General features: G+C 56.7%; 18 protein-coding genes. 4 read left to right on the top strand and 14 right to left on the bottom strand.

The annotated features are described in order from the left end of the window. Positions 1-90 precede the first annotated feature (90 nt). Both B498_RS01670 and pdeH read right to left on the bottom strand, forming a co-directional pair. A complete protein-coding gene (locus tag B498_RS01670; protein WP_008503226.1) occupies positions 91-2,133 on the bottom strand; it encodes an AsmA family protein in 2,043 nt (680 codons plus the stop codon). A 65-nt stretch (positions 2,134-2,198) separates the two neighbouring features. Further along, positions 2,199-2,972 (bottom strand): cyclic-guanylate-specific phosphodiesterase, encoded by a 774-nt coding sequence (gene pdeH / locus B498_RS01665; protein WP_008503227.1) that lies wholly within the window; start codon positions 2,970-2,972, stop codon positions 2,199-2,201. Positions 2,973-3,201: 229 nt separating this feature from the next. Between pdeH and B498_RS01660 the strand changes: the two genes are divergently transcribed. Beyond that, positions 3,202-4,131, top strand: coding sequence for a sugar kinase (locus tag B498_RS01660; protein ID WP_008503228.1), 930 nt, complete (start codon positions 3,202-3,204; stop codon positions 4,129-4,131). 57 nt (positions 4,132-4,188) lie between these two features. Here the strand turns inward: B498_RS01660 and B498_RS01655 are convergent, their stop codons facing one another. The 9 genes from B498_RS01655 to bcsR all read right to left on the bottom strand — a co-directional run bounded on the left by B498_RS01655 (position 4,189) and on the right by bcsR (position 20,054). Next, positions 4,189-5,682, bottom strand: a complete 1,494-nt coding sequence (locus B498_RS01655; RefSeq protein ID WP_008503229.1) for a M16 family metallopeptidase — start codon at positions 5,680-5,682, stop codon at positions 4,189-4,191. Between the two features lie 227 nt (positions 5,683-5,909). Next, complete coding sequence (locus B498_RS01650) at positions 5,910-7,196, bottom strand: dicarboxylate/amino acid:cation symporter (RefSeq protein ID WP_008503230.1); 1,287 nt, start codon at positions 7,194-7,196, stop codon at positions 5,910-5,912. 159 nt (positions 7,197-7,355) lie between these two features. Then, complete coding sequence (gene hmsP / locus B498_RS01645) at positions 7,356-9,362, bottom strand: biofilm formation regulator HmsP (protein ID WP_008503231.1); 2,007 nt, start codon at positions 9,360-9,362, stop codon at positions 7,356-7,358. 119 nt (positions 9,363-9,481) lie between these two features. Then, positions 9,482-12,964, bottom strand: coding sequence for a cellulose synthase complex outer membrane protein BcsC (gene bcsC, locus B498_RS01640; protein ID WP_008503232.1), 3,483 nt, complete (start codon positions 12,962-12,964; stop codon positions 9,482-9,484). Next, positions 12,946-14,052 (bottom strand): cellulose synthase complex periplasmic endoglucanase BcsZ, encoded by a 1,107-nt coding sequence (bcsZ, locus tag B498_RS01635; protein ID WP_008503233.1) that lies wholly within the window; start codon positions 14,050-14,052, stop codon positions 12,946-12,948. The genes bcsC and bcsZ overlap by 19 nt, the downstream gene beginning before the upstream one ends. A 6-nt stretch (positions 14,053-14,058) precedes the next feature. Next, positions 14,059-16,479 (bottom strand): cellulose biosynthesis cyclic di-GMP-binding regulatory protein BcsB, encoded by a 2,421-nt coding sequence (gene bcsB, locus B498_RS01630; RefSeq protein WP_045353332.1) that lies wholly within the window; start codon positions 16,477-16,479, stop codon positions 14,059-14,061. 10 nt (positions 16,480-16,489) lie between these two features. Beyond that, positions 16,490-19,105 (bottom strand): UDP-forming cellulose synthase catalytic subunit, encoded by a 2,616-nt coding sequence (gene bcsA / locus B498_RS01625; protein WP_008503235.1) that lies wholly within the window; start codon positions 19,103-19,105, stop codon positions 16,490-16,492. Further along, positions 19,102-19,854 (bottom strand): cellulose biosynthesis protein BcsQ, encoded by a 753-nt coding sequence (gene bcsQ / locus B498_RS01620; protein ID WP_008503236.1) that lies wholly within the window; start codon positions 19,852-19,854, stop codon positions 19,102-19,104. The genes bcsA and bcsQ overlap by 4 nt, the downstream gene beginning before the upstream one ends. Positions 19,855-19,865: 11 nt before the next feature. Continuing rightward, positions 19,866-20,054, bottom strand: a complete 189-nt coding sequence (gene bcsR / locus B498_RS01615; RefSeq protein WP_008503237.1) for a cellulose biosynthesis protein BcsR — start codon at positions 20,052-20,054, stop codon at positions 19,866-19,868. A gap of 174 nt (positions 20,055-20,228) precedes the next feature. Here bcsR and bcsE point away from each other — a divergent pair, with 174 nt between their 5' ends. The 3 genes from bcsE to bcsG are packed head-to-tail and all read left to right on the top strand — an operon-like array spanning position 20,229 to position 23,654. Beyond that, entirely contained in the window at positions 20,229-21,791 is a 1,563-nt protein-coding gene (gene bcsE / locus B498_RS01610) for a cellulose biosynthesis c-di-GMP-binding protein BcsE (protein ID WP_008503238.1), read from the top strand. Continuing rightward, positions 21,785-21,982, top strand: a complete 198-nt coding sequence (gene bcsF, locus B498_RS0121755) for a cellulose biosynthesis protein BcsF (protein ID WP_024908822.1) — start codon at positions 21,785-21,787, stop codon at positions 21,980-21,982. Before bcsE ends, bcsF begins: the two co-directional genes overlap by 7 nt. Continuing rightward, entirely contained in the window at positions 21,975-23,654 is a 1,680-nt protein-coding gene (gene bcsG / locus B498_RS01605; protein ID WP_008503239.1) for a cellulose biosynthesis protein BcsG, read from the top strand. Before bcsF ends, bcsG begins: the two co-directional genes overlap by 8 nt. A gap of 54 nt (positions 23,655-23,708) precedes the next feature. On the opposite strand, the gene B498_RS01600 is transcribed toward bcsG, so the two are convergent. From B498_RS01600 to murB, 3 genes are read right to left on the bottom strand one after another with little or no spacing between them, the layout of a single operon-like run. Then, entirely contained in the window at positions 23,709-24,701 is a 993-nt protein-coding gene (locus B498_RS01600) for a glycosyl hydrolase family 8 (RefSeq protein ID WP_008503240.1), read from the bottom strand. A gap of 16 nt (positions 24,702-24,717) precedes the next feature. After that, positions 24,718-25,680: a bifunctional biotin--[acetyl-CoA-carboxylase] ligase/biotin operon repressor BirA gene (birA, locus tag B498_RS01595; RefSeq protein ID WP_008503241.1), complete on the bottom strand. Its 963-nt coding sequence runs from the start codon at positions 25,678-25,680 to the stop codon at positions 24,718-24,720. After that, entirely contained in the window at positions 25,677-26,705 is a 1,029-nt protein-coding gene (gene murB / locus B498_RS01590) for a UDP-N-acetylmuramate dehydrogenase (protein WP_008503242.1), read from the bottom strand. The genes birA and murB overlap by 4 nt, the downstream gene beginning before the upstream one ends. Between the last annotated feature and the right edge of the window lie 91 nt (positions 26,706-26,796).

Genomic DNA, 26,796 nt, shown 5'->3' on the forward strand with positions numbered 1-26,796 from the left:
AATGCCGGGTGGCGGCTACGCCTTACCCGGCCTACGATTCAAATGTAGGCCGGGTAAGCGCAGCGCCACCCGGCAAAAACAGGCCGCACCTTACTTCTTCATCTGTGACAAAATGGTCCGGCACTGATTCGCCTCGCCTTCTGACGGCGAAATCAACGCCAGCAGCGCTGCGGCGGGGGTAACCAGCGTCGCGAGGGCTGCGGCCACCGCGCCACGCGCAATCAGCGGTCCGGGCTTCACGCCCGCCTGCGGATTTTTGAAGGTTCCACGCACGTACAGCGGCGAGCGCAGGGTGATGATACGGATCCCCTTACTTTCCGGATCGATGGTCAAATCCAGCTGTTCGGACGCCATGCTGGCGGTACCGGTCACGTTAATCACCGCATTTTCCGTGTCGAAGGCAAAAATCTGCGGACGCGCCACGCCGTTAACCAGATCCAGATTGGCCGCCGCGCAGTTCACCCGCACCTCATCATCACCGAAGATTTGCCCGATGATGTAGTTCCCGACGTTCAGCCCCAGGATCTCCATCAGGTTACGGCTCACCAGCCCGTCGTTCATCAGCAGCTTCAGGTTGCCATTACCGCTGCCCAGCAGCGCCGCCACGGAGTTCCCCACGCCGCGGATGTCGGCATCGCCGTTCATCTCGCCGAGGGTCTTCTGCATCAGCTCGACGTTCGGCATCAGCGCTTTCAGCTTAAGCCTGCGGGCCTGAATCTCCGCGCGCCCCTGCATCGGCTTTTTATCGCCTTCCAGGTGAATGTTGGAGGAAATCGTCCCGCCCGCCATGCCAAACTTCAGCGGCTGCAGGCGCAGATCGGCATTTTTCAGGATGATATGCGTCGAGAGATCGCTCAACGGCAACGTGCTGCCATGCTCAATTTTACGCCCTTTGAAGCGGACGTCCGCATCCATCACGTTCCACTTATCGGTTTCAAAGCGATCGTAAGGCAGCACTTTTCCCGCAGGCTGAATGTCCTTTTTCACCTCTTTTGATTTTGTGCCTTTACCGGAATCCACGCCGATCAGCGGGCCGAGATCGGCCAGACGCAGCTGGCGGGACTCAACGTCCCCTTCCAGCTTCGGTCTCGGTTTTCCGGTGGTGTAGGTCAGCGAGCCGTGGATATCGCTGTCGCCGATGCGGCCGTTAAAATCACGGTAGTCAAAAACCGACGATTTTTCGCTGTCGATTTTGGCGACCAGATGCCCGTCCGTTTCGAACGGCGGGGTATCCGGCAGCAGCACGCCGGTCAGCTCATACAGCTCGCCCAGCGAATCACCGGCAAATTTAAGCTGAAGATCGACGCCGCCCATGTTCATCGGGTCGTTAACCGTTCCCACGAACGCCACGCGGGTGTTACCGGAGCGGAAGTCCGCCTGCACCGGGAACGGCGTGCCTTCGCTCCGGAGCGCCAGCATGCCGCCTATTTTCCCTTTACCGCTGAGCGGCTGGTCGTTGTAGCGTCCTTTTGCCGTCAGGCCGAAGACATAGTCGCCCACGCTTGCCGTGTCACCTTTGGCTTTCGTCCCCGTGACCTCGCTAAACGGCAGCGGCTTGCCCAGCGGATCGACCAGGATCTCCACGTCGGCCTTGCTGACCTTATCGTCGATGGCGATCCGCCCGCGATCGAAGAGAATATTGTCGAGACGGAATGACCAGGAGGAAGGCTGGGCGTTCGGATCCTTTTCGCCATCGCTGGCAAGGTTGAACGTCCAGTTGTTGTTTTTTTCAGAGAGGCGGATCAGGCGCGCGTCGGGCTGCTGAAGTTTGATCCACGGCAGATAGACCGTTTTGGTCAGCAGCGCGAGCGGGGCCAGCGTGGCCTCAACGCGCGGCAGGTGGATCATGGTGACGTCCGGGATATCCGGCGGGTTACCGAGAATGATGTCGTCGGCGTGGACGTGTGGCCACGGGATCCAGCTTCGCCAGCCGGGCTCCTCTTTCTGACGCTCCCACACGACCCCTAAATCACCGCGTATGGCGAAGGGGCGGTTCAGTTCGGTTGAGACTTTCTGGTTGATGGTCGGCTTAAGACGGTTCCAGTCAAACGTCGCGATAATGATGGCGACGACCACGATCAACAACAAGAAAATCCCTGCTGTCCAGGAGATTACCCTGGTTGTTCTTGTCATTTTTATCCCCTTTCCTGATAACCTGTCCTGTAAAACTATAGTCCAGACAAAGGGAAGCGGGCTTATCAGAGGGTAGTTATCACGCTATCGAGGCGATCCATGGGTACCGGTCGGGAGAGGAAATAGCCTTGCGCCGCCGCGGCAGGCGAGCTTTGCACATCACGCCACTCTTCCAGCGTTTCCACACCTTCAACAATCACGCCCTGGCAATAGCGGTTCATCAGCTGTAATAACAGCGTAAACAGGTTCCGCCCTTCCGGGGTCTGACGCAGCATAATGAACAGATCGCGGGCCACTTTAATGTAGTCATAACGCACTTCACTCAGAGCCGAAAAGTTCGCCATGCCGGTGCCAAAGTCATCCAGCCATAGCGGGCCGTATTCGCATATGGAGGCAAACGAGGAGTCCTGCGGCAGGCGGACATGCTCCACCAGCTCAAAGCGCACCCACGGCAGGGTGGCGATCAGCGCCTGCAATTTCGCGTTCTGACGCAGCGCCAGCAGAGTGGGGCCATCAACATTCACTGAAGCGAGGATATCGTGCTGTTCGAAAAAGGGCTGCTTCGTTGCCAGCATACGGAGCTGCTCTTCCAGCACGTCAAGACGCTGGCGAACGGCCACTTCGGCAAAATAGCGATCCGGTGCGATGCGCTGGGTAGGGTTTGAGGGATGCGTCACGACGGTCAAAATTTCAATGGCCATCAGTCGACCGTCTGTTCGGTATATCGGCTGATAGGTATACGCACGCTCACATTGCAGCCAGTAGCGATGCTCCTGCAAGTTCTCAATACTTGCCTCAGGCGTGGTGCTCAGCCGCTGGATAACCTGCTCTGACTTCATTTCAGATGTCCTGTTGTTGGGATGGCCTTTCTGGACTCGTCACAGGATTATCGGCGCGACAATTGAGAACTTTATGTTCAATTCACCGGGAAAATGAAATTAAGATGACAGAAATGCGCAGGAACACGCGCTGGCTCAAATAAAATAATGGAACGTTGTTTTAATATAGTTGACCTGTTAATTCACTCAGCGCACACTGCTGATCATTCTTCTGTTCAGGTTCACGATTATGTCTAAAAAAATTGCCGTGATTGGCGAATGCATGATTGAGCTGTCACAAAAAGGCGCGGAAGTGAGCCGCGGATTTGGTGGCGATACGTTAAACACCTCCGTTTATATTGCCCGCCAGGTTGCGCCTGAGGCGCTCACCGTGAACTACGTTACCGCCCTGGGGACGGACAGCTTCAGCCAGCAGATGCTTGAGGCCTGGCAAAGTGAACATATTGATACCTCGCTGATCCAGCGTATGGAAAACCGCCTGCCGGGTTTGTATTACATAGAGACCGACGACACCGGCGAACGCACGTTTTATTACTGGCGTAACGAAGCCGCGGCCAAATTCTGGCTGGAGAGCGAGGATGCCGCGGCCATCTGCGAAGCGCTGTCGACCTTCGACTATCTCTATCTGAGCGGGATCAGCCTGGCGATCCTGAGCCCCACCAGCCGTGAAAAGCTGCTCTCGCTGCTGCGCGAATGCCGTGCCAACGGCGGCAAGGTCATTTTCGATAACAACTACCGCCCGCGCCTGTGGGTCAGCCGTGAAGAGACGCAGCAGGTCTATCAGCAGATGCTGCAATGCACCGACATCGCCTTCCTGACGCTCGACGATGAAGACGCCCTCTGGGGGGAGAAACCGGTAGAGGACGTGATTGCACGCACGCAAGCGGCTGGCGTGAGCGAAGTGGTGATTAAGCGCGGTGCGGAGTCGTGCCTGGTCGCGATTATGGGTGAAGCGGCGATTGAGGTTCCGGCTGTGAAGCTTGCCAAAGAGAAAGTGATTGATACCACGGCGGCGGGTGATTCATTCAGCGCGGGCTATCTGGCAGTACGCCTGACGGGCGGAACGCCGGAAGCGGCGGCACAGCGTGGACATCTGACGGCCAGCACGGTGATTCAGTATCGCGGGGCGATTATTCCGCGTGAGGCAATGCCTGTTTAAGTAGGGTGCGGGCTGATGCCCTAACCCTCTCCCACAGGGAGAGGGTTAGTCTACGCATTACTGCCCTTGCGGGATATCCGTCGCGTCAGGGTGTAAATCATCAGCCGTCGCGGCCTGCGTCGGCTGCGGCGCGGTCGCCATGATGGAATCCCAGGTCTTCTGAAGTTCCTTCATGTCATATTCCGGCTCGCCCTTCGGCTGCAGAAGGATCAACGCCATCTCCTGCGACAGCTGCTGACGGAGATCCTGGTTGAGCATTTCGACGGTCAGACCGTTCAGGAAATCCTGACGGAGCTTCTGGTACTGTTCCGGCGCAATATCCACCACCTGATTCTGCAGGGAACGAATACGCTGGCTGATCAGAATATCGGTATCGGCGCGCGCGTAGGTCGCAAACAGCTTCTGCAGCTCGAGTTTTTTCTGCGCCACAAGCGCGTTGAATTCCTCTTCGGAAAGCCCCTCTTTACGCACTTTTGCCAACTCTTTCGCGACGACACCCAGATTGGCATTCAGCTTATCGCCCGGTGATTCAACGTTAATGGCGCATTGCGCACGCTGGAACAGCACGCGGCAGTCAAAGCCAAGACCGATATTCTTCACGTTATTCTTACTGAGCGTCTGCTGAACGTGCCAGAACAGCGCTTCACGCGCCAGGTCGGCACGCCAGTAGCGCAACAGCGCCGCGGACTCACGGATGGGCTGCCAGGCGTTATCCCACATCACGGAGAGTCGGTCCTGACGCACGGTGTCCGTCATAATGCTGACAGGCTCTGCACGCAGCGGGGAGAGTGTCGGAACGGGGGCAGGCGATTCACGCTTGCCTTTCAGATCGCCAAACGCTTTGTTGATCTGCTCCACCACCGCGCGGCTGTCCACATTACCCACCACGATCAGCGTCATCGCGTCCGGGGTGTACCACTTCTGGTAGAACGATTTCACCTGTTCGGCGTCCACCGGCTGTTTTAGCGGCTCGGCAGGGTCATGTCCCAGCAACGTCGAGCCTTTCAGGCGGTAACGCCACCAGCCCTCTTTGGTATCACCAGGCCAGGTCGCCACCATGTCGCTGTTGCTCAACGCATAGTTGACGGTGTCCGGCGTAATCGCCAGATTGCCGGAGGCATCGGAGAGATACGTCAGGGCTTCTTTAAGCAGATCGTTGCGGTTATTAGGCAGGCTCAGGTTAAACATGGTGTAGTCATACGAGACCACAGCCGGAGGAAGCGGGCGCTTCGGATCGATGGCCTGTTGCCAGAGCGAACGCACCTGAACCGCTTGCAGGCTGCCGCTCTGCGTGAGCGCCAGCCGGGGAATAAAGTGGCTGAAACCGGTTTGCTGGGTGCTTTCCGTGAGGGAACCGGTATTAACAGACAGACGGATTTCAATACGGTCACTGGGACGTTGCGGCGTGGCTAACACCTGCCACTGAAAACCGTTCGCTAGTGTCCCTTGTTGCCAGGCCGGGTCTGGCTGGAGCGCATCTGCCTGCACATAACTGGCTGCTGCCATCATCAGCAAACCGCCGGTTAAGAGTCGAATTTTTGTGCCCTGCATGTGAACCCCTGATCAACATTCCTGGTTAAAAAAGAGTGCCTCGCGACGCGCTTCACTCTTAAAGATGACGATGAAAACACGTCGATTAGACCGCGCGTTCGGCAAAACGTCACGGTCCGAAGTGAAATATACCCAAAAAAAATCTTGTCGAATTATGACAGGTATGAACAGTTATTATGCGCAGGAGCCCGCATCCCCACAAGGGAATACGGGCATTTGTGACAAGATTAAGAGGATAAGCCAGGATTTTTGCTGTCAGTTGAACGATTATTCAGAGTATCGTCGAGCTTTTTGTGATCCAGCTCTTTCACCCATTTCGCGACCACTACCGTTGCCACGCCGTTACCCACCAGGTTGGTTAACGCACGCGCCTCTGACATAAAGCGGTCAATACCGAGAATCAACGCCAGGCCCGCCACCGGCAGGTGCCCCACTGCAGAGATAGTGGCAGCCAGCACGATAAAGCCGCTGCCCGTTACGCCCGCCGCGCCTTTAGAGGAGAGCAGGAGCACCACCAGCAGGGTGATCTGATGGAAAATATCCATATGGCTGTTGGTCGCCTGTGCAATAAACACCGCCGCCATCGTCAGGTATATCGAGGTGCCGTCCAGGTTGAAGGAGTAGCCCGTCGGGATCACCAGCCCCACCACCGATTTACGACACCCGAGTTTCTCCATCTTATCGAGCATGCGCGGCAGCGCCGATTCTGACGAGGAGGTTCCCAGAACAATCAGCAGCTCTTCGCGGATGTAACGGATAAATTTGAAGATGTTGAAACCGGTCGCGCGGGCGATGGAGCCCAGCACTACCACCACGAAAAGAATACAGGTGATATAGAAACAGATAATCAGCTGACCCAACTGGACCAGCGTACCGACGCCATACTTACCGATGGTGAAGGCCATCGCACCGAAAGCACCGATGGGCGCCAGGCGCATGATCATATTGATGATGCCGAAGATGACCTGCGAGAAGCTTTCGATCACGTTAAAGATCAGCTGGCCTTTGCTGCCCAGACGGTGCAGGGCGAAGCCAAACATCACGGCGAACAGCAGCACCTGGAGGATGTTTCCGCTGGCGAACGCGCCAATGACGCTGCCAGGAATGACGTCCAGCAGGAAGGCCACCACGCCCTGATCCTTCGCCTGTTCGGCATAGACCGCAACCGCTTTGGCATCCAGCGTCGAGGGATCGACGTTCATCCCCGCACCTGGCTGCACCACGTTAACGATGACCAGACCAATAATCAGTGCAAGGGTACTGACCACTTCAAAATAGAGAAGCGCCACTGCACCGGTACGGCCAACCGCCTTCATGCTTTCCATGCCAGCGATGCCCGTGACGACCGTACAGAAGATCACCGGCGCGATGACCATTTTGATGAGCTTAACGAACGCGTCGCCAAGCGGTTTCATTTGCGCGCCCAGTTCAGGGTAATAGTGACCCAGCAGAATACCGATGGCGATGGCTGTCAGGACCTGGAAATAAAGACTTTTGAAGAGTGAGGTTTTCATAGGGTGTCCTTGGGAAGAAAAACCACAGGCTTTGTAAGGTTATGGTTAACCTGCGGCTTTAAAATAACACCCGCATAACAGGACAGAAATAAACTCAGTTCAAATTTGAAACACAAATGTTAAGAAATTTGAGCTGGCTCGCACAAGCCAGCAACAAAATTACACTTTTGCGTTATTGTCAGCACCAGAAAGGTATCGTTCTTCAAAGACATCCGAAGGCACTGCGGGGGCAAACAGGAAACCCTGCCCGCTCTCCACGCCCGCCTCTGCCAGCCAGGCGCGTTGCGCGTCGGTTTCAATTCCCTCGGCAATAAGATGCAGGTTGAGGCTGCGCGCCATCTGGATAATCGCCTGCACCATGCTGCTGTCGTCCGGCAGACCGTCGACAAACGCTTTGTCAATTTTTAGTACATCCACCGGAAGCGTCTTCATGTGCTGAAGCTGGCGCAGCCCGGCGTAGCCCATGCCAAAATCGTCGAGGGCAATGCGAATGCCGGCATTACGCAGCGGCTTAAGAATCGCGACCGCCTCATTGGGGTCGTCAATGCGTCGACTCTCCGTCACTTCCAGGGTCAAGGTATCCGGTTTGATGCGGTAACGATGGATCAGCTCCAGCATCTCAGAAACCATGGTCGGGTGCATAAGCTGCATGGCAGACAAATTGACCGACAGCGGCAGCGTTATGCCGCGCTCCTGCCAGGCGGCAAGCTGACGACAGGACTCTTCGAGCACCCAGTAGCCGACGGTGACCATCAGGCCGCAGGACTCGATGCGCTCAATCAGCCCTTCCGGCAGCTCCCATGTGCCATCCGGCTGCTGCAGACGCAGCAGGGCCTCGGCGCTTTTTACCTCTCCCGTCCGCAGATCCACCTGCGGCTGCAGCCAGAGGGCAAACTGGCGGTTATCCAGCGCGGTCAGGATGTCACTCTCTTCCGTCAGGCGCTGTTGCGCCTTTTCCATCTGCGCCGGGTCGAAGAACTGGATTTGGTTTTTCCCTTTGCGCCGGGCGGTAAAGGCCGCCGAGAAGGCGCGGCGATAAAGCTGTTCCGCGGTCAGGTCGCCATAGAACATGGCAATCCCGATACTGGCACTCGGGCGAAGCTGGATACCCTGAATCGGCAGCCGCTCATTAATGACAGTGAGTACTTGCTGACCTAACGTGATCGCATGCCAGGGTTCTTTTACGCCGTTGGCAATCACCACCAGGTCGTAACCGCTGACCTGGGTCAGCACCATGCGCGGGGCAAGGACAGATTTGATCTTTTCCACCAGGGTGAGCAGCAGCATCTCTCGCTGGCTCTCCTGAAGCACGCCAGCCGTGTCCTGCAGGGTTTCACAGGCAATGACCATCAGCGCGGTGGTTTGCTGGCGCTCAACGGTTTGCTCCAGCATCGCCATCAGGAACGCTTTATTGGGAAGCTCCGATACCGGAAAACGGGTGGCGCTACTGTTCATCTCATCCTGCTGACGCTGGATGCGCTGCTGGTTGAGGTTGTAGCTGCGCACCAGCATGCCGATCTCATCGTCATGATGCAGACGCGGCAGCTCAAGCTGGTGTCCCATCTGATCCTGCGGCGCAAGCGTGTTCAGCTCGCGGGCGATACGGCGCAGGGGATGGACAATCAGCCGGTTAATGCACCAGGTCAGCACAACGCTGAGAATAAGCGTCATGAGTAAGCAAGTGGTCACTAACGTAACCACCCAACTCATGACGAATTTATACATGCGGTAGGAGTCTGCCTGTAACACCAGGTAGGCCAGAGGCTGTGGATTCGCAGGGCGCTCAAGCGAATAAACGGGAAGCGAAATTTGCACCGGCAGCTCAAACAGGCGCATCACCATCATCGGGACGGGACGCTCCGGGATAAAGCTCATCCGCAGCGCCTGAAACTGATTGGGTAGCACGACGTCCGCCCGGCTCACAACACCGGCTGGCTGAATACGTTTCAGAATGGTTTCCGCTTCGGGGATATCCCCTTTCAGAATGGAGGCAGACAGCGGGCCGCGTACCGAGCGGGCGATACTTTCTAATTGCGAAGCCGTGTTATAGCGATTCTGCTGTACGGAATGAAACAGCAAAATTACGCAGAAGAGCAGGACAAACAGCATGGTGACGGCAGAGACCATCGCCATCTGTTTGATTGTTAAGGAACGGCTGACACGCAAAATGACTCTCCACAAAACTCGAAGCGCAGGGCGCGCCAGGGTGTAAACCTGGCGCGCCTGAGTATACCCGATTGCTGCGCTGTTAAGAGAGACTTACAAATGGATTAAGGAAAATCCGATTACCAGTCCGCGTAAGGGATGAGCGGTTGCGGCGGTAAGTCCATATCGCCCTGCCAGCCTGCAGCAGAGTAGCGCACATAGATCAGCGCATGGCTTGGGGTATAGTCTTTCGCTTCCTGAATGTCCACGCCCATGCCAACAAACCAGTTGGACGTAACCCGGCGCTCAATAATGGCTCGCGCGGTATAACCCGTGCCTGAGGAGCTGCTGCCGGTTTCCATCGCGCCCCGGTCGGTATAGCGGTCTGGCTCATCGGTCGGGATCAGATTCTGGATCGGGTAGCGCAGCTCGTCTTTGGTTTTGGAGTGAGACCAGGAGACCGAGCCCCCCAGCTCCCAGGACCAGTTTTCCGTGCGCTTACGCCAGGTCACCGGCAAGGCGAAGGAGACATACTCCTGCGGGCTGTAATAGCCGCCCTGACCCAGGGTATAACCGCTCAGGTCTTTGTCGTAGTGCCAGAGCATGTTGGAGACGCCGACCGTCAGGCGCTCATTGTTTTTATTAATGAGCTTGTAGTAGTAACCCGTCATCCAGCGGACGCGCCAGTTATCCTCCACATTTTTACCCGTCAGCGTTTCCGCGTTCAGGCTTGACCAGACGCCGTTCGCTTCACCTTTGTCATAGCTGATGCTGACGCCGCCACCGGTCGCGCGTACGCCGCCCCAGGTGGTGCTGGTGTTGGTGTCTTTTTGCCCGCCGAAGGCCAGCAGAGAGCTGGAGATTGGCCGACGATGGGCGTTAACGGTATAGCCGATAGGGCCCAGATCGCTGCTGTAGCTGATGCCGCCCACCACGTCGACGACGTCAAAGCCCATCGGCGTGGTGCCAATATCCATCGCCCAGGTTTTATTCTGCCAGCCGACAGCGACGCTTGCGCCATTGTCTGACTGATGGGTGTTACCGCTACACGGCGTTTCGTAGCAGGTTCCCCATTTAGGGTCGTAAGTCCCGTTCCTGGTATCGAATGACCCGACGTCCATATTGACCAGATCGCTTCTGAAGAACATGCGCCCGTCAGAGAGCGGCGCATCCACCTGCAGCATGGTGGTATGCGCTTTCAGATCGGAATAGCCACCCGTGCCGCTGGAGCCCCAGTAATCGTGCTGCAGCGTGACGTTAACATCCTGCTGGCGGTACAACTCACCGGCATCACTGCGCACGCCGCGCTTCAGCCAGTCGTCTTTTTCATCGTTACGCGTCAGACGGGTGAAACTGTCGTTATCAGCCGGACGCGTCGTGGTGATACCCGTCGATACCATCGCATCTTTATAGGTTTCCAGCGCCTGCTGAGGCTGCCCGTTCTGCGCCTGGAAACGCGCGGCATCACGCAGCACCAGCGCGTTTTCCATTGATCCGGGCTGCGATTTAGCCTGCGGAATGATTTTACTGAAGGTCTGTTCTGCCGCGGCGGAATCACCCAGCCCCGCCTGCGCCATCGCGATGCGGCGCTGCATATTGAGCGACAGCGGCTGGCCGTTCTGCGCGGCGGGCAGCTTCGCCAGCTCCGCGCGCGCGGCATCTTTGTTACCCTGGGCGCTGTAAATCTCGGTCAGGCCGAGGATCGCGTCTTCGTTCTGCGGCTCACGCTGCAGGACGGCGTTGTACGTCGTTTTCGCGGAGTTCAGATCGCCACGCTGCTGTGCCCAGTCCGCCAGCGTCAGGTCGATGCGGGTGGAGGTTGGCTGCTGGCGAAGAAGATTCTCTGCCTCCTGCTCTTTACCGCTGTCCCGCAGGCGGTTGGCGGTTTCCAGCACCTGATTGCTTTGCAGGCGGTCGGCAAGTTCCTGAATATTGCTGTTCCACTGGCTGCGCGGCAGCGTGTCCAGATGCGCCAGCGCGGCACGGTCCTGATCGTTTCCGGAAAGATAGAGCCCGCTGGCATAGACCTGATCCGGGTCGGACGGTTTCTGGCGGGCAAGCTGACGCATCAGGGTGTCCGCCTGGCTGCGCTGACCCGCGCTGTAGAGATCGCGCGACAGACGATAGGTTATCCACACGTCGCCAGGAGAGAGCGCCAGACGACGACGCTGGATTTCTGCTGCCTGGGCGTATTTCCCTTGATTTTCCAGCTGTTCGGCCTGGGCGGAGAGCTGCTCGTTGGTCAGACTACGCTCGATATCATCAATGCTCCGACGCTGGCTGGCGGAAAGCGACTGGATAAACTGCGAGGCTTTCTCCGGGGACTGCGCGCGGTAAATATTGGCCAGGCCGCGAACCGCGTTGCTGTTGCCGCTGTCCATTCGCAGCGCCTGACGGTAATAACGCTCCGCCGCGTCGTTATCTTTACGCGCCGCGGCGGCGTCGCCCAGCCCCAGCACCGCGTAGCTGTCGGTATTGTCGATGTTACGCGCCTGCTGATAGTAACGCTCTGCCTGCGCCGGGTTATTCGCCTTCAGCGCCGCATCGCCCTGCTGGATCAGCAGCCAGTAGCGGTTAACCTTCAGAAGACTATCCCACTTACCCCGATTATCGCTCTGGGGATCGAGGGCAATCGCCTTTTCAAATTGTGCCACCGCGCGGGCGCGGTCGCCCTTCTGGGAATACGCCTGCCCCAGGGCACCCACCGCTTCACTGTCGGCATGGTTGGCGCTGACGGCTTTTTGCAGCTCGGCCACCGCCTTACTGCCCTGCCCTGCATCCACCGCAGCGAGCCCTTCCGCTTTCGCGCGGAACGCCGGATCGGCGAGCTGTTTTTGCTGCGCTTCAAGCTGGGCACGCGCCGCAGCGACGCTATCCCCGTCGCTGAATACGCTCAGATATTTTTGCAGCGCGCTGACGCTGGCGCTGCTGGCAGGCTGGTCTTTGATTTGGTCGTACCACATATCAGACGCCTGGCTGCGGCCATTGGTGGATTTGGCCATCTCCTGCAGTACCGCAAAGCCTTCATCACGTCGTCCGCTCTGGAACAGAAGCTGGGCCAGCGTTGTCTGCAGCTGCGTATTCCCGGGGCTGCTGCTGTTAATTTTTTTCAGCTGGTTAATGGCCGCACCGCGGCGAGCTGGATCTTTCGCCACGACGTTCCAGTATTCCGTCGCCACGTCGCCACCCGGCGGGTTGCCGTCAAACAGCTTGTCATAGGCGGCAATCGCTTCCTGCGTGTGCCCCGTAGTGGCGAGCAGTCGCGCCTGCTGGAGCTGCTGTCGGCCATCCGGAGTAGAAAGCAGCATGGTGTTGCGTGAGGACTGGTAAGCGCTCGAACCCGGGGCGATCCCTTTCAGGCGATCCAGCTCTTTTTGCGCGCCGGCGTTATCGCCCTGACGCAGCAGGTAGCGAAAGCGCGCGGCAATGACGTCAGGGTTGTTGGGGTCAATCAGCTCAAGGCGATAGAGCGACTGACGAACCAAATCCTCTCGCTGTGTCGATTCGCCCAGCCTGACCTGCTCCAGCAGCTGTTTCTGCTGCGGAGAGTTGGCGGCCTGTGCCCACGGCATAAGCGCCAGGCCAAGCGATAAACTGAGTAGATTTATTGTGAACTTGCGCATTCCTGGCCCCAATCCGGTATTAATTCACCTTTTGCGGTGAAGCGAAAACGATGCTGATCCCATCCTTGCCCAAAAAGCGTCAGCACATAGCTGTAATAGGCATTGTTATCGGGAAAATGGTCTGCAACGCGCTGGCGCTGAACCGCCTGGGCATCACGTTGTTGTAAAAAAGGCAGCATAGCGGCAGAGAACCCGACCGGGCCGTCACCGGTACGTTTCCCCGTCGCCACATCCACTTTCTCCGGCGGCACACCCCGTTTTATGGTCTTTGCCGCCATCGGCTGGAAGCGCGTCAGGAGCCGGGCTTTCTGAGGATCTTTATCACTCATCATGCCCACCCAGAGATACACGCGGATGGCGTCGTAACCGCCCACCAGCGCTTTCTCCTGCTGTAACCGCCAGCCTTTGTTTTTCTGATACTGCACCCAGTCCGGCGAAAAACCTTTCGGCGCACTCTCAAGCAGCAGGCGCAGGTTAGTTTCACGAAGCTGGGCCCACGGGGAACCAAAGCGCGTGAAATAAGCCGCTAGCTGCGGAGGAAGATAGCTGGGGTTAAAACGCCAGGCGTTCTCATCGGCAAAACCGACTTTACCAGGAAGCAGCATTGCGCCGAGCCCCGGGACGTTGACCACTTCCTCGCTGACAATGCGTTTCAGCAGCGCCTTACCCGTGCGGGTATAGTCCCGATCTTTCCACAGCCGACCCGCTTCGAGCAGTGACCAGGCGATCCAGACATCGGCATCAGAGGCGGAGTTGGTATCAATCACCGCCCAGGCGTCTTTATCTTTCTGACCCCATAGCCAGGCAGGCAGATGGGCGTTGAGATCGCCGCTGGCGAGATTATCGCGCGTCCACGTCAGCAGCAGGTCAAAGGCTTTGCGATCGTTCGCCGCCAGGGCAAAGAACAGGGCGTAGCTTTGCCCTTCCGAGGTCGTAATTTTGCGCGTGTCACTGGGATCAATGACGCGCCCGCCTTCACTGATGTAGTCCTTTTTAAACTGCTCCCAGGCAGGCCAGGTACAGGCGGCGCGAAGAGGAAGCGCCGCCAGCATCACCGCTGCTAATACACACCAGCGAAAGGCTTTCATCACATCTTACTCATCCGGGTTCAGACGACGACGGCTGATGATTCGCAGCAGACGCCACAGCACCCATGCCAGCAAGACCACGCTGACCGCAGCCAGGATAGCGAGCAGAACCGGATGGTTAGCCAGCGCATACCACAGGCGTTCGAACCACGGCAGATGGCCCACGTAGTACACATCCCCCACGCGCAGGCTATTGACGCCGGACTCACGGATCACCGACACGGAACCAAACATCGCGGCACGTTTACCGCTGTCGTTCATGGCCGTATTGAGCAGTTCATACCCGCGCGGGCTGTCCGCGAGGAGAGCCACCACGCTGCGCTGTTCGTTGTAAGGCGACTGGAAGCCCACCACCGCGGCCATCGCCCCCTGAGACGTTACCGTCGTCTGCGCGCTGGCCTGACGATCGTTCACATCCGGCATAATGCTCGGGAACTCGGTCTGTCGCAGCGGCGTATTAACCCAGGACTGGGCCGCTTTCACCAGCAGATCGATACGTTTGTCATCCTTCAGCTTATCCGGGATGGTCCCGATCACCATGATGTCAGCATCTTTGTTCTGAATCTGGCTGCCATCGTCCGTCAACGTGACGTTAATGGCCGGTAATCCTGTTTGTCCTCCAACGGTCGCCATGGTGTCGAGCAGGGTCGTAACCTGACCTTCGTTTGGCGCTTTTGGCATTACCACAATGGACTCAGAGAGATCGGCCATACGGCTGAACGGGAAGCCCGCGTTAGCAAAGGCGCGCAGGTCCGGCATCGCCAGGAAGTGATAGTACTTCGAGAAGTCGATGGTCGACTCATCGCCAATGACCACGTGGTTCTGTACCGGCTGGAAGGTGATGCAGTTTTCCGCCGAGCCGCCAGGCATTGGGTTCATGTACTGGAAATCAAAGCGCAGCTGGTTTATCGCACCCAGCTTCAGTGCCGGAATAGAAACATCCGTTTTACCGTCCAGCAGCCCCTGCAGCACCGGCAGGCGAAGCATCAGGCGGTTCGTATCCTGCGTGCTTTGCAGGCTGAAGGATTGCAGGAACTGGTTGTTCAGGCTGATATCCATGCGCGAGCTGTCTTTGGTGGCTGGCGCGGTATAGCGGTAGTTCAGATTGATATCAATGCCGTTGGTACGCAGCAGGTACAGATCCGGCGGCAGATTCAGCGACAGGCTAATCGGCGCTGGCTCAAGCCCCGTCGCCTGCAGCTGTTCTTCATAGGTTTTCAGCTCGCCAAAGGTGACCGCACGGTCGGTACGTACCCAGTTTGGCGCATCATAAGGTTTACGCGCCAGCAGCGGTTTGACCTCATCTATCACGACGCTGTTGCCGCGGAAAAGGACGTTGCCCTGGGCAATGGCTTTTGCTGCCTGAACCAGATCTTTATCATCACGACCAAAGACCACCAGCAGCTTCACGTACGGGTTTTCCGGGTGGCTTATCATCTCAACGGTCGGCGCGTTGACGTCCGGATGATCGCGCAGGAAGGCCGGACGTTTCGCATTGGTGGCAAACACAATGGCATTTCTGTCCGGCAGTTTGTCATACATCGCCGGGAAGCTCTGGCCGCGCCAGCCCGCGCGTGAACCAAACCAGGACGCCACAATGGTGGCCGCCAGCTGCTCGGTCACGTCCGGGGACGATGCGAACACCATCGGCAGCGTGAGCGGACGGTTATCACGCGGATCGAAGAACGGAACCGGGAAGGCCGAGAGATCGTTTTTCAGCGCCAGCGACTGGTAGGTCATCTGCAGCGAGGAGTTACGCCCGACGTCCATCCATAGCGTGTTGCTGGCCGGGTTTTCGCAGACATCTCGGTAGTGGCCGACAAACTCCAGGCGGATACGGTTAAAGTCGGTGATAAACAGCGGGTTAATCGGCACCTGCGCCTGCGTTTTCTTGCCGAGCTGCTCTTTCGTGACCGGCAGAACGTCCATCAGCTCGTCATTCAGGTAGACCTTCAGCTGAGACTGGGTCGGCAGCAGCGACGGCGACGGCGTGTATTCGAGATTCAGCACCGCATTAGAGACGACCTCGTCGCTGCGCATGCCAAATTCAATGCCGCCGTTAGGGTTGATGCCGCGCAGCACCATGCTGCCCGGAGGCGGCGCAATTTGCGCGAAGGTCAGCTTCACGTCACGCGACGGCGCATTGTCCGCAACGACGGGCGCATTCGCCCCCCGGACGCCCGGCATTACCTGCCCGATGACCTGGCCGTCTGCCGGCAGGGTGTTCCCCTCCGTTGGCTGGTTCGGCATGATGTTTTCAGTTTGACCCGGTGCCGCGGTGACAACCGGATCGGTTGCTTGCGCGACGACAGGTACGGTTGGCGCAGGAGTTGCCGCTGCGTTACCCGGGGCTGCGTTAGCCATTGTTGCGGGGATCGCATTCATCCCCATTGCCACTGCACATAACCAGGAAAGTTTTGTTTTCATCGCGTTATCATCATTGTTGAGCCATAACCGGGTCCGCCTGCTTCGCCTCATCCCGCTCAGGACGACGAGGAATGAACGACACGACCCAGGAAACCAGCGAAGTAAGTGACCGGAAAATTAATTTCACCGACGACGGGGCAAATTCTGCAAGGTGACGATAGCCACGGAACCCCAGCTTCAGAATATCCAGCAGGCTTTCCAGAGGCTTATCCTCCGGGAAGCTGTCCTGCCAGAGAGCCCACGTATCCGCGCGGGCAAACGTACACTGCACAAAATCGATATGTTGCTTTTTGGTCAACGGCATCAGCTGCAGGCCGACTTCATTGCCCACCACGCGAACGACCTGCGTCGGGAAGACATACTCCTGCTGGCCGCGCTTAAGCAGCAGGTTAACTTTTTGCCCTTCCAGCACCTTCGCCTGGCCGTTGATTTTGATCCCCAGACCGCCGTCAGAGAAGTCGTGCACGGTACAGGAGAAGAGATGGCCATCTTCACGGGCGATCGCCGCTGGCATGCAGATTTCCACGCGATGCGCGCGACGAACCTGTTTGCTCTCCACCGACACCGCCACCGCGCCGCCGAGGATAATCAGGTTGTAGAAGACCCAGGCCATACTGACGAAGACGGTCAGAATTTCGTTTTCGGGGCCGTAGAAGTAGCGCCAGATACCCGCAATGACGCCCACGATATTCAGCAGCACCAGGAAGATATACGGCCGGGAGATCACCCAGTCGACGTACTCCTCCTCCACCAGCCCGCCCTTCGCGGTGACGTTGAATTTACCTTTGTGCGGGTTAATCAGCGCCACCATCGTCGGCGGCGCGATGTACCAGGCCAGCACCGTTTCGTAGATTTCACTCCAGAAGGAGTGGCGGTATTTACCCTGTATCTTCGAGTTCGTCAGGCTCGCGTGGATCATGTGCGGCAGAACAAACAGCGCAATCATCAGCGCGGGGGCGTAGATGATATAAGCGTGAAGGAGCAGGAACGCCAGCGGCGCAGTCAGGAAGATCAGCCGCGGAATGCCGGACAAGAAGTGGAACATAGCGTTGACGTAGCAAAGACGCTGCGCCAGCTTGAGTCCTTTCCCGATCAGGGGGTTATCAAGACGGAAAATCTGCACCATGCCGCGCGCCCAGCGAATACGCTGGCCAATGTGCGCCGACAGTGACTCCGTTGCGAGGCCAGCAGCCTGCGGAATGCGCATATAGGCAGAGGTATAGCCACGACGGTGCAGGCGCAGAGAGGTGTGCGCATCTTCGGTGACCGTCTCGACGGCGATACCGCCAATTTCATCCAGCGGTTTACGGCGGATAACCGCGCATGAGCCGCAGAAGAAGGTGGCGTCCCACATGTCGTTTCCGTCCTGTACCAGCCCATAGAACAGCGTGCCTTCGTTCGGGGTTTTGCGGAAGCGGCCAAGGTTACGTTCAAACGGGTCCGGCGAGAAGAAATGGTGCGGCGTCTGCATCATCGCCAGCTCTTTCTCCTTCAGGAACCAGCCCATGGTCATCTGCAGGAACGAGCGCGTCGGCACGTGGTCGCAGTCAAAAATCGAGACAAACTCCCCGGTGGCATACTTCAACGCGTTGTTGATGTTCCCGGCTTTAGCGTGTTCGTGCGTCGGACGGGCGATGTACTCGACGCCAACCTCCTCCGCGAACTGGCGGAATGCCGGGCGGTTGCCGTCATCCAGGATCCAGACCTTGAGCTTGTCTTTCGGCCAGTCGATGCCCAGCGCGGCATAGATGGTGTTCTTCACCACGCTCAGGTCTTCGTTGTAGGTCGGCACGAAGAGATCGACGGTTGGCCACTGGGTGGTGTCCTTTGGCAACGGAACCGGCTGGCGGTTGAGCGGCCAAATCACCTGGAAATAGCCCAGCACCAGCACAATCCAGGCATAGGTTTCAGCAAACAGCAGCACCAGGCCGCACACCAGACTCACCGGGTCGTCCCAGTTCAGCGTCGAGGTATAACGCCACCAGATGTAGCGGCAGGAGACGGTCAGCGACAACACGATCAGCATCAGCGCCGAGAAGCGGCCCGGAATTCGGCGCACCAGTAGCGCCACGCCCCACAGCAGGATCAGGAAAGTGAACTGCGCCAGAGGGTTGAAAGGCTGCGTAATACAGACCAGCGCCAGAATGAGCGAGAACACGACGATTACGCCGAGGATAAAACGCCGCAGGCCCGGGTGGAGATGCCCGAGCTCTTTATGGTTATCCAGATGGCTGGTCTTATCGCTTACGCTGTCGGGCAGTCTGTCCAGCCACTGATGATAGCGTTCACGTAACTGCTGCACGCGGGAGAAGCTCCGCCAGTGCGGCGTTTTTTTCTCCGTTCGGGAGGAGGTTGCCACCAGCCAGATGGCCTGAATGAGATAGCGCGCCGGATCCAGTGGACGCGGCCGGTCAGGATTAATGTGCGGATATAGCTCGCTGTGCCGTGCACGTATGCGCTGCCAGCGCGGGTGTTCAAGCGGTATAAACATCCAGGCCAGAATCATCCAGAAACAGCCGAGCGCGGCGCTAAATGCCGACGCACCGTGACGGCGAAAATGCCGGTAATGTTCGCTCAAACGCGAACTGACCGGTGGGATGAGTAACCAGCTGGCGAGACGACTCATACAGCACTCCCTGCATGCTCCGCCCTGTTGGCGAAGTTCAGCAGACACCAGTTAGCCAGCGTCAGGATCTCTTCTGCCGCCAGTGAATCGCTGCGGTATTCACCGAGCGGTTGCTTAGACGCAAGGCATTCCGCCATTCCCTCATCACGATGGATGACAATCGGAAGCAGGCGGCGCTGGCTTTGCAGCCAGACCTGATAGAGATCGTCCTGGATCTGGCTGCCAATGCGCAAATCGTTAATCAGGATATGGCCATTTTGAGGCAGTCCCTGCTGGTGCAGGCGGATATGGCAGTTCGCATCGACGTTAACGATCGAGAGGACATGATCGCACTGGGCGATAAGCTGTCGTGTCAGCGTGCCGGCACCGTGCGGCAGATCCAGCAGGATCCACTTGTAGTGCCCCTTTTCCCTCAGGCTCTGCAGCGCCAGCGTGAATTGTGAAAACAGGCGCTGGTACGCGGCTTCATTCTCGCGTTCCGTGGTGGTCAGTTGACCAAACGGCAGCAGGTCAAGAAGGGAGGTATAGCGCATACCTGCATCCTGCCAGTCTTTATCGTCAAGCAGCGCGCGGGCCCAGCCCTCTTCGCGAGTAAAGTCGACGTTAAACGACATACGCAGCAAATTATCGGCGCAGGCGTCAATAACCAGCACCGATTCACCTAAAAGCTGTAATGACCACGCCAGCGCCGCGGTAACAGATGTGGTACCCACACCCCCACGGACACCCTGTAATCCGAGTATGGCCATCAATGGCTCCCTTATTGTTGATGGGCGAATTCAGCTAATAACGGCCAGCGTTTAATAGCCGCAGCCAACTGTTCCCGCTGGGAAATATCGGTGTAATCTATTTCAGGTAAAGAAAAGGCCTGCGTCAGCGCCAGAAAATCGTTTTGGAATGTGTAACCCAGGGTCGAGTCGACTGGGGTTCCGGGTTCGTTATTATCCATTCTTTTTCCATCCCTTTGCGTAAAATCGCCAGTTCAGAAGTAGCGAGGCATCCTGCCCTATGAAATTTCATTTACATGCTAAATCTGATGTTCTTTAATTTCAATGTTAGGTTTATTTCTACGCTTTCGCTAGTAAACTGAGATACAGATAAATTAGACGAAAAGAGGGACACCGTGGACTCCATATTTTCTATTGGCATCCAGTCATTATGGGACGAATTGAGCCACATGCCAGTCGGAGGAGTCTGGTGGATTAATACGGACCGTAATGAAGATGCTATCAGTCTGGTAAACCAGACAATTGCTGCCCAGGATAAGGATTCCCGCGTGGCTGTCATTAGCATGGGCGAAGATCCGAAGAAAATTATCACGCTGGAAAACGATCGCGGCCCTCAGACGGTGCGATTATTTTCCATGACATCGGAAGCCGATAGTCTATACTTTTTGTCCCGCGACGTTCAGTGCACTATTGATCCGGATCACTATTTAGTGATTCTTAAATGTGCAAATAACGTCCTGCAAAATATCCCTGCTGAAAAACTGCTGCCCTGGCTGGAAAAAATCAATAAATGGGCAAAATTTCAAAATTGCACGCTACTGATAGTCAATCCCGGCAGTAATAATGACAAGTTGTTCTCACTTTTACTGGGTGAATATCGTTCTCTGTTCGGTCTGGCAAGCGTTCGTGACCAGGTGGGCAGCTATCTCTACGATATTGCATTCTGGTGTAATGAAAAAGGCGTGAGCGCCAGACAACAACTTACGCTCAAACATATCGAGGGTAAGTGGCACCTGGCACAGCAGGAAGAAACCGTGGTGCAACCGCGCAGTGATGAAAAACGTATCCTGAGCCATATCGCGGTTCTAGAGGGGGCACCGGCCCTGTCGGAAAACTGGTCGCTGTTTGAATCTAACGAAGACCTTTTCCACGAAGCCCGCACAACCCAGGCGGCGACCCTTATTTTCTCATTGATGCAAAATAACCAGATTGAGACGCTGGCAAGGCAAATCCACACCCTGCGCCGCCAGCGCGGAAGCGCGTTAAAAATCATCGTGCGCGAAAACAATACCAGCCTGCGCGCCACCGATGAGCGCCTGCTTCTTGGCTGCGGGGCAAATATGGTTATTCCGTGGAATGCGCCGCTGTCACGCTGCCTGACGCTGATCGAAAGCGTTCAGGGCCAGCAGTTTAGCCGCCATGTACCGGAAGACATTTCCACGCTGCTCTCTATGACGCAGCCGATGAAGCTGCGTGGATATCAAAAATGGGATACCTTCTGCGACGCCGTCGGCAATATGATGAGCAATACGCTTCTTCCTGCAGACGGAAAAGGGGTTATGGTTGCCCTGCGTCCTGTACCGGGTATCCGCGTTGAACAGGCGCTCACTTTGTGTCGCCCCAACCGTACGGGAGATATCATGACCATTGGCGACAATCGCCTGGTACTGTTTTTGTCCTTCTGCCGGGTCAACGATCTCGATACGGCGCTTAACCATATCTTCCCCCTGCCTACCGGGGATATTTTCTCGAACCGTATGATTTGGTTCGAAGATAATACGATCAGCGCGGAGCTGGTACAGATGCGTGCGCTCCAGCCTGAACAATGGGCTAAACCGCTCGCAATTAAGAGCGATGCGAAACCGATCCTCAATGCCAGACATGATGGCCATATCTGGCGCCGGGTTCCGGAGCCCCTTCGCTTATTAACGGACAACGCGGAGAACGCACCATCATGAATATCAGCGATATCATCCAACTGGTTATATTCTGTGCGCTGATCTTTTTCCCGCTTGGCTACTATGCACGCCATTCCATACGTCGTATCCGTGATACGGCCAGAGTGCTGTTTATAAAACCTCGCTATGTAAAACCAGCCGGAACACTGACACGGGCATCACACGTCAAGGCAGACCGAAAACATGACTAATTCTACCTATACCGCTTCGTCACCCTCGCCGCTCTGGCAATACTGGCGCGGCCTTTCCGGCTGGAACTTCTACTTTCTGGTGAAGTTTGGTCTGCTGTGGGCAGGCTATCTGAATTTCCATCCCCTTCTTAACCTGGTGTTTATGGCCTTCCTGCTGATGCCCCTGCCGAATATCAGGCTGCATCGCTTGCGTCACTGGATAGCCATCCCTGTCGGCTTTGCGCTGTTCTGGCATGATACCTGGTTACCGGGGCCGGACAGCATTATGAGCCAGGGGTCGCAGGTGGCAGGCTTTAGCGCCAGCTATGTCCTCGATCTGACCGAGCGGTTTATTAACTGGCAGATGATTGGCGCGGTCTTTGTGCTGCTGGTTGCCTGGCTGTTCCTGTCACAGTGGATCCGCATCACGGTGTTTGTCGTCGCGATTATGATCTGGCTGAACGTGCTGACGCTGGCTGGTCCGGGCTTTTCGCTGTGGCCTGCTGGTCAACCGACCACCACGGTGACCACCACAGGGGGAAGCGCAGCAGCAACCGTTACCACGGCTGGCGATACGCCTGTAGTGGGCGATATCCCAACCCAGACCGCACCGCCGACCTCCACAAATCTGAACGCCTGGCTCTCCAGCTTCTACACTGCAGAAGACAAGCGACAGACCAAATTCCCGGACGCGCTGCCGGCGGATGCTCAGCCGTTTGAATTGCTGGTGATCAACATCTGCTCTCTCTCATGGGCCGACGTGGATGCAGCCGGTTTGATGTCCCATCCGCTGTGGTCGCATTTCGACATTCAGTTTAAAGATTTTAACTCTGCCACCTCGTACAGCGGCCCGGCAGCAATCCGTCTGCTGCGTGCAAGCTGCGGTCAGGCATCGCATAAGAATCTGTATCAGCCTGCCGGCAATCAGTGTTATCTGTTTGATAACCTCGCCAAACTGGGCTTTACGCAGCATCTGATGCTGGGACATAACGGCCAGTTCGGTAACTTCCTGAAAGAGGTGCGTGAACAGGGTGGTATGCAGGCGCCGTTGATGGATCAAACTGGTCTTCCCGTTACTCTGCTGGGCTTCGACGGCTCGCCGGTTTATGACGATACCGCCGTGCTGCAGCGCTGGCTTCAGACCATCGAGAAAGACAGTAATCCGCGCAGTGCGACCTTCTTTAACACCCTGCCGCTCCACGACGGTAACCATTTCCCGGGCGTGAGCAAAACGGCAGATTATAAAGTGCGTGCGCAGAAATTCTTCGACGAGCTGGACGCGTTCTTCACGGAGCTGGAAAAATCAGGCCGTAAAGTGATGGTGGTTGTGGTACCTGAGCACGGCGGCGCGCTGAAAGGCGACAGAATGCAGGTGTCGGGTCTGCGTGATATCCCAAGCCCGTCCATCACCAACGTGCCTGCTGGCATTAAATTCTTTGGTATGAAAGCACCCCATCAGGGCGCACCGATTGAAATCACCCAGCCGACCAGCTATCTGGCGATCTCTGAACTGGTTGCCCGTGCCGTTGACGGGAAGCTGTTTGTGGAAGATAGCGTGAACTGGGATCAGCTCACCAGCAACCTGCCGCAAACGGCAGAAGTCTCAGAGAACGCCAACGCGGTCGTCATTCAGTATCAGAACAAACCGTACGTTCGCCTGAACGGCGGGGATTGGGTACCGTATCCGCAGTAACTGATTTACCCCTAACCCTCTCCCCATTAGGGAGAGGGGATAGTCAGTGCGCTATTATTGCGCCGAAATCCACGCCAGCATTTTCAGACTTGCCGAATAGTAGTCGTCTTTAGAGGTGATTTCGGGTTCTCCGGAAGACTGCCCCATCGTTAAATCGCGTACAGCCAACAGGCCGCCTTCCATCATGTAGGGCGCATATTCGTTGGTCATGACGTTAACCCAGGCGGGCGTTTGTTCCCGGGGGAACTGACCAAACCAGGCTTTCCACGGCGTCAGGAGCGGGCTTTGCTTATCAGACCAGGCAAGGTACAGCGGAATACGAATCGCGTCATAGCTCATCCGCGGCGGCCAGCTTTTGGCAGGTTCCAGCTTGCCATCTGATGCCAGCGAGACCCAGTCAGCGGGCAGATCCGCTTTACCCGAGCCCATTTTTCCCAGCAGGCGCTTCCCGTCCTTGATCAATTCACGCCAGACCGGTAAATGGCTGCGCCCGGCGAAGGCCTGCCAGGCCGGAAACACGAAGTAGGAAGGGTTAAGGATCGCTTCACCGTCAAGCTTAAATCCCTGGACGCCGGGCAGCATCACGCGGTAACCCGCATAGCGGATGACGCTATGGGCAACCAGCGCTTTTGTAATGGCATCCGATGCGGCACCGTAGCGTTTTTCGTGCCAGCGGGCATCGGCTTTAAGCAGCGCCCAGGCAATCAGCACATCGCCATCGGCGGCATTGTTTTTGTCCGCGACCGGGTTGGACTCTGCGGGGTTATAGCGCCAGTAAAACAGACCGTTCTCTTTGTTCTTCAGCTCACGGTTTGTCCATTGCCAGAGCTTATCGAACGTGGCTTTATCGTCGTTGGCGACTGCCATCAGCATGGCAAAGCCCTGACCTTCCGTATGCGACACGCCGCCATTGCCGGTATCGACAATGCGGCCTTCCGGTTTGAAAAAGCGTGCTTTGTAACTCTCCCAGGCCTGTCCCGCCTGAGAGAGGGGTGAGAACAACAAGCTCATCATGACGGCCAGCGTCGCGCAGACGGGTTTTCGCATCATTAACTCCATCCGGTTATTCGGCACTCCGCAGGGAAATCTCACCGCCCATCCAGGGTTTGATCACGCCATCCTGCTCCAGGAGCAGCGCGCCCTGAGCGTCAATACCGCGGGAAGTGCCGTAGATCTCTTTATCCCCAATCAGCAATTTCACCGGGCGGTTGATGAAGTTATCCAGTTTTTCCCAACGAGACAGGAACGGTGCCAGCCCTTCCTGCTCAAAAAGCGTGAGCGAGCTGCGCAGCTCTTTAATCATACGTACGGCAAGGGTGTTACGATCGATGACGATCCCCGCCTCCTGGAGGTTAGTCCAGGCCTGATTCACCACATCATTCTGGACATTGCGCATCACCATATTGAGGCCCGCACCAATGACGATTTGCGCCGCATCGCCCGTTTTTCCCGTCAGTTCAACCAGAATGCCGGCGAGTTTACGATCGTTGAGGTACAGATCGTTAGGCCATTTAACACGCACTTGATCCGCACCCAGATCGTGAAGCACCTCCGCCATAACGATACCGATGACCAGACTCAGGCCAATGGCAGCGGCCGGGCCCTGATCGAGTCGCCAGTACATAGACAGATAGAGGTTGGCACCAAAGGGGGAAAACCACTTGCGGCCACGACGACCGCGACCGGCCTGCTGATACTCAGCAACGCAGGCATCGCCGGATTTCAGCTCAGGCAGACGATCCAGCAGATACTGGTTCGTCGAATCAATCACCGGCAGCACCGCCACATTACCGTGTCCAATCTGGCTGCGGATCGTGTCTTCATTCAATAATTGTATCGGCTCCGGCAGGCTGTACCCTTTTCCGGGAACCGTGAACACATCAACCCCCCAGTCGCGAAGCGTCTGGATATGTTTATTAATGGCGGCGCGGCTCATGCCAAGCTGTTCACCCAGCTGCTCGCCGGAATGGAATTCACCATCCGCCAGGATACCAATCAGGGTTAACGGGACCGTATTGTCCTTCATGCGATAGTCTCCACGGCGTTGACTTCACCTGTGCGACCAATGAAGCGGACTTCTGGCTCCAGCCAGACGTTAAATTTTTCGCCCACACGCTGACGAACATAATGAGCCAGCTGTACCACATCGTCGCTGGTTGCATCGCGCTGGTTAATCAGCACCAGAGCCTGCTGTCGGTGAACGGCTGCCCCGCCGACTGAAGTGCCTTTTAGCTGGCATTGATCGATAAGCCATCCTGCTGCCAGCTTCACGCTGCCATCCGCCTGAGGGTAATGTGGCGCGGTTGGCCACTCCTCCAGAAAACGTCGGGCATTTTCGCCGCCGATCACCGGGTTTTTGAAGAAGCTTCCTGCATTTCCGTTAACTTTGGGATCGGGAAGCTTGGTCATCCGCATATGGCAAACCGAGTCAAAAACGTCGCGTGCGGTAACGGTAGCCGGATCGAGACGCGTTAAATCCCCGTAGGTCAATACGGGCTGCCAGTTCTTCGACAGACGCAGGCCCACGGCGACAATCACGTAGCGATCCTGATATTCATGCTTGAAGATACTGTCACGATAGCCAAAACGGCACTGTTCTGCCGTTAAACGCGTGGCCGTTCCGGTCGCCAGCTCGATGCAGTCGACATAGTCACAGACATGTTTGAGTTCGATGCCGTAGGCACCAATGTTCTGAATGGGTGACGATCCGGCGCAGCCTGGAATAAGCGCAAGGTTTTCAAGACCCGCCATCCCTTGTTCGAGGGTAAATTGCACCAGGTGATGCCAGTTTTCGCCAGCCCCCACGTGCAAGCGCCAGCTATCGGCACGCTCTTCCACATCAATTCCCATGATGCGGTTAACGATCACCGTTCCCGCAAAATCGTCGAGAAACAGGACATTACTTCCTTCGCCCAGAATCAGTACAGGTTCGTTTTTTTCTGTTGCGCTTTGCCATGCATCCAGCAGCTGCTGTGCAGTATCGGCACGTACAATTTGATTAGCATTGCGTTGAATGCCAAAGGTATTCCAGGGCTTAAGGGAGTGGTTCATAGACGCTATCCTGATGCAAAAACGCAGATAGTTTACCGTATAAGCAGGGTGTTGGGGGATTAGTTTGTGCAGCGCAGAAACGCAAAAAGGC

Source organism: Enterobacter sp. SST3 (genome assembly GCF_000286655.1).
Classification (GTDB): Bacteria; Pseudomonadota; Gammaproteobacteria; order Enterobacterales; family Enterobacteriaceae; genus Enterobacter; species Enterobacter roggenkampii.

What these genes read in the sequence shown, in the direction of transcription:
- B498_RS01670 (WP_008503226.1), bottom strand. Translation starts at nt 2,133, where the DNA reads ATGACAAGAACAACCAGGGTAATCTCCTGGACAGCAGGGATTTTCTTG.
- pdeH (WP_008503227.1), bottom strand. Translation starts at nt 2,972, where the DNA reads ATGAAGTCAGAGCAGGTTATCCAGCGGCTGAGCACCACGCCTGAGGCA.
- B498_RS01660 (WP_008503228.1), top strand. Translation starts at nt 3,202, where the DNA reads ATGTCTAAAAAAATTGCCGTGATTGGCGAATGCATGATTGAGCTGTCA.
- B498_RS01655 (WP_008503229.1), bottom strand. Translation starts at nt 5,682, where the DNA reads ATGCAGGGCACAAAAATTCGACTCTTAACCGGCGGTTTGCTGATGATG.
- B498_RS01650 (WP_008503230.1), bottom strand. Translation starts at nt 7,196, where the DNA reads ATGAAAACCTCACTCTTCAAAAGTCTTTATTTCCAGGTCCTGACAGCC.
- bcsC (WP_008503232.1), bottom strand. Translation starts at nt 12,964, where the DNA reads ATGCGCAAGTTCACAATAAATCTACTCAGTTTATCGCTTGGCCTGGCG.
- bcsZ (WP_008503233.1), bottom strand. Translation starts at nt 14,052, where the DNA reads ATGAAAGCCTTTCGCTGGTGTGTATTAGCAGCGGTGATGCTGGCGGCG.
- bcsB (WP_045353332.1), bottom strand. Translation starts at nt 16,479, where the DNA reads ATGAAAACAAAACTTTCCTGGTTATGTGCAGTGGCAATGGGGATGAAT.
- bcsA (WP_008503235.1), bottom strand. Translation starts at nt 19,105, where the DNA reads ATGAGTCGTCTCGCCAGCTGGTTACTCATCCCACCGGTCAGTTCGCGT.
- bcsQ (WP_008503236.1), bottom strand. Translation starts at nt 19,854, where the DNA reads ATGGCCATACTCGGATTACAGGGTGTCCGTGGGGGTGTGGGTACCACA.
- bcsR (WP_008503237.1), bottom strand. Translation starts at nt 20,054, where the DNA reads ATGGATAATAACGAACCCGGAACCCCAGTCGACTCGACCCTGGGTTAC.
- bcsG (WP_008503239.1), top strand. Translation starts at nt 21,975, where the DNA reads ATGACTAATTCTACCTATACCGCTTCGTCACCCTCGCCGCTCTGGCAA.
- B498_RS01600 (WP_008503240.1), bottom strand. Translation starts at nt 24,701, where the DNA reads ATGCGAAAACCCGTCTGCGCGACGCTGGCCGTCATGATGAGCTTGTTG.
- birA (WP_008503241.1), bottom strand. Translation starts at nt 25,680, where the DNA reads ATGAAGGACAATACGGTCCCGTTAACCCTGATTGGTATCCTGGCGGAT.
- murB (WP_008503242.1), bottom strand. Translation starts at nt 26,705, where the DNA reads ATGAACCACTCCCTTAAGCCCTGGAATACCTTTGGCATTCAACGCAAT.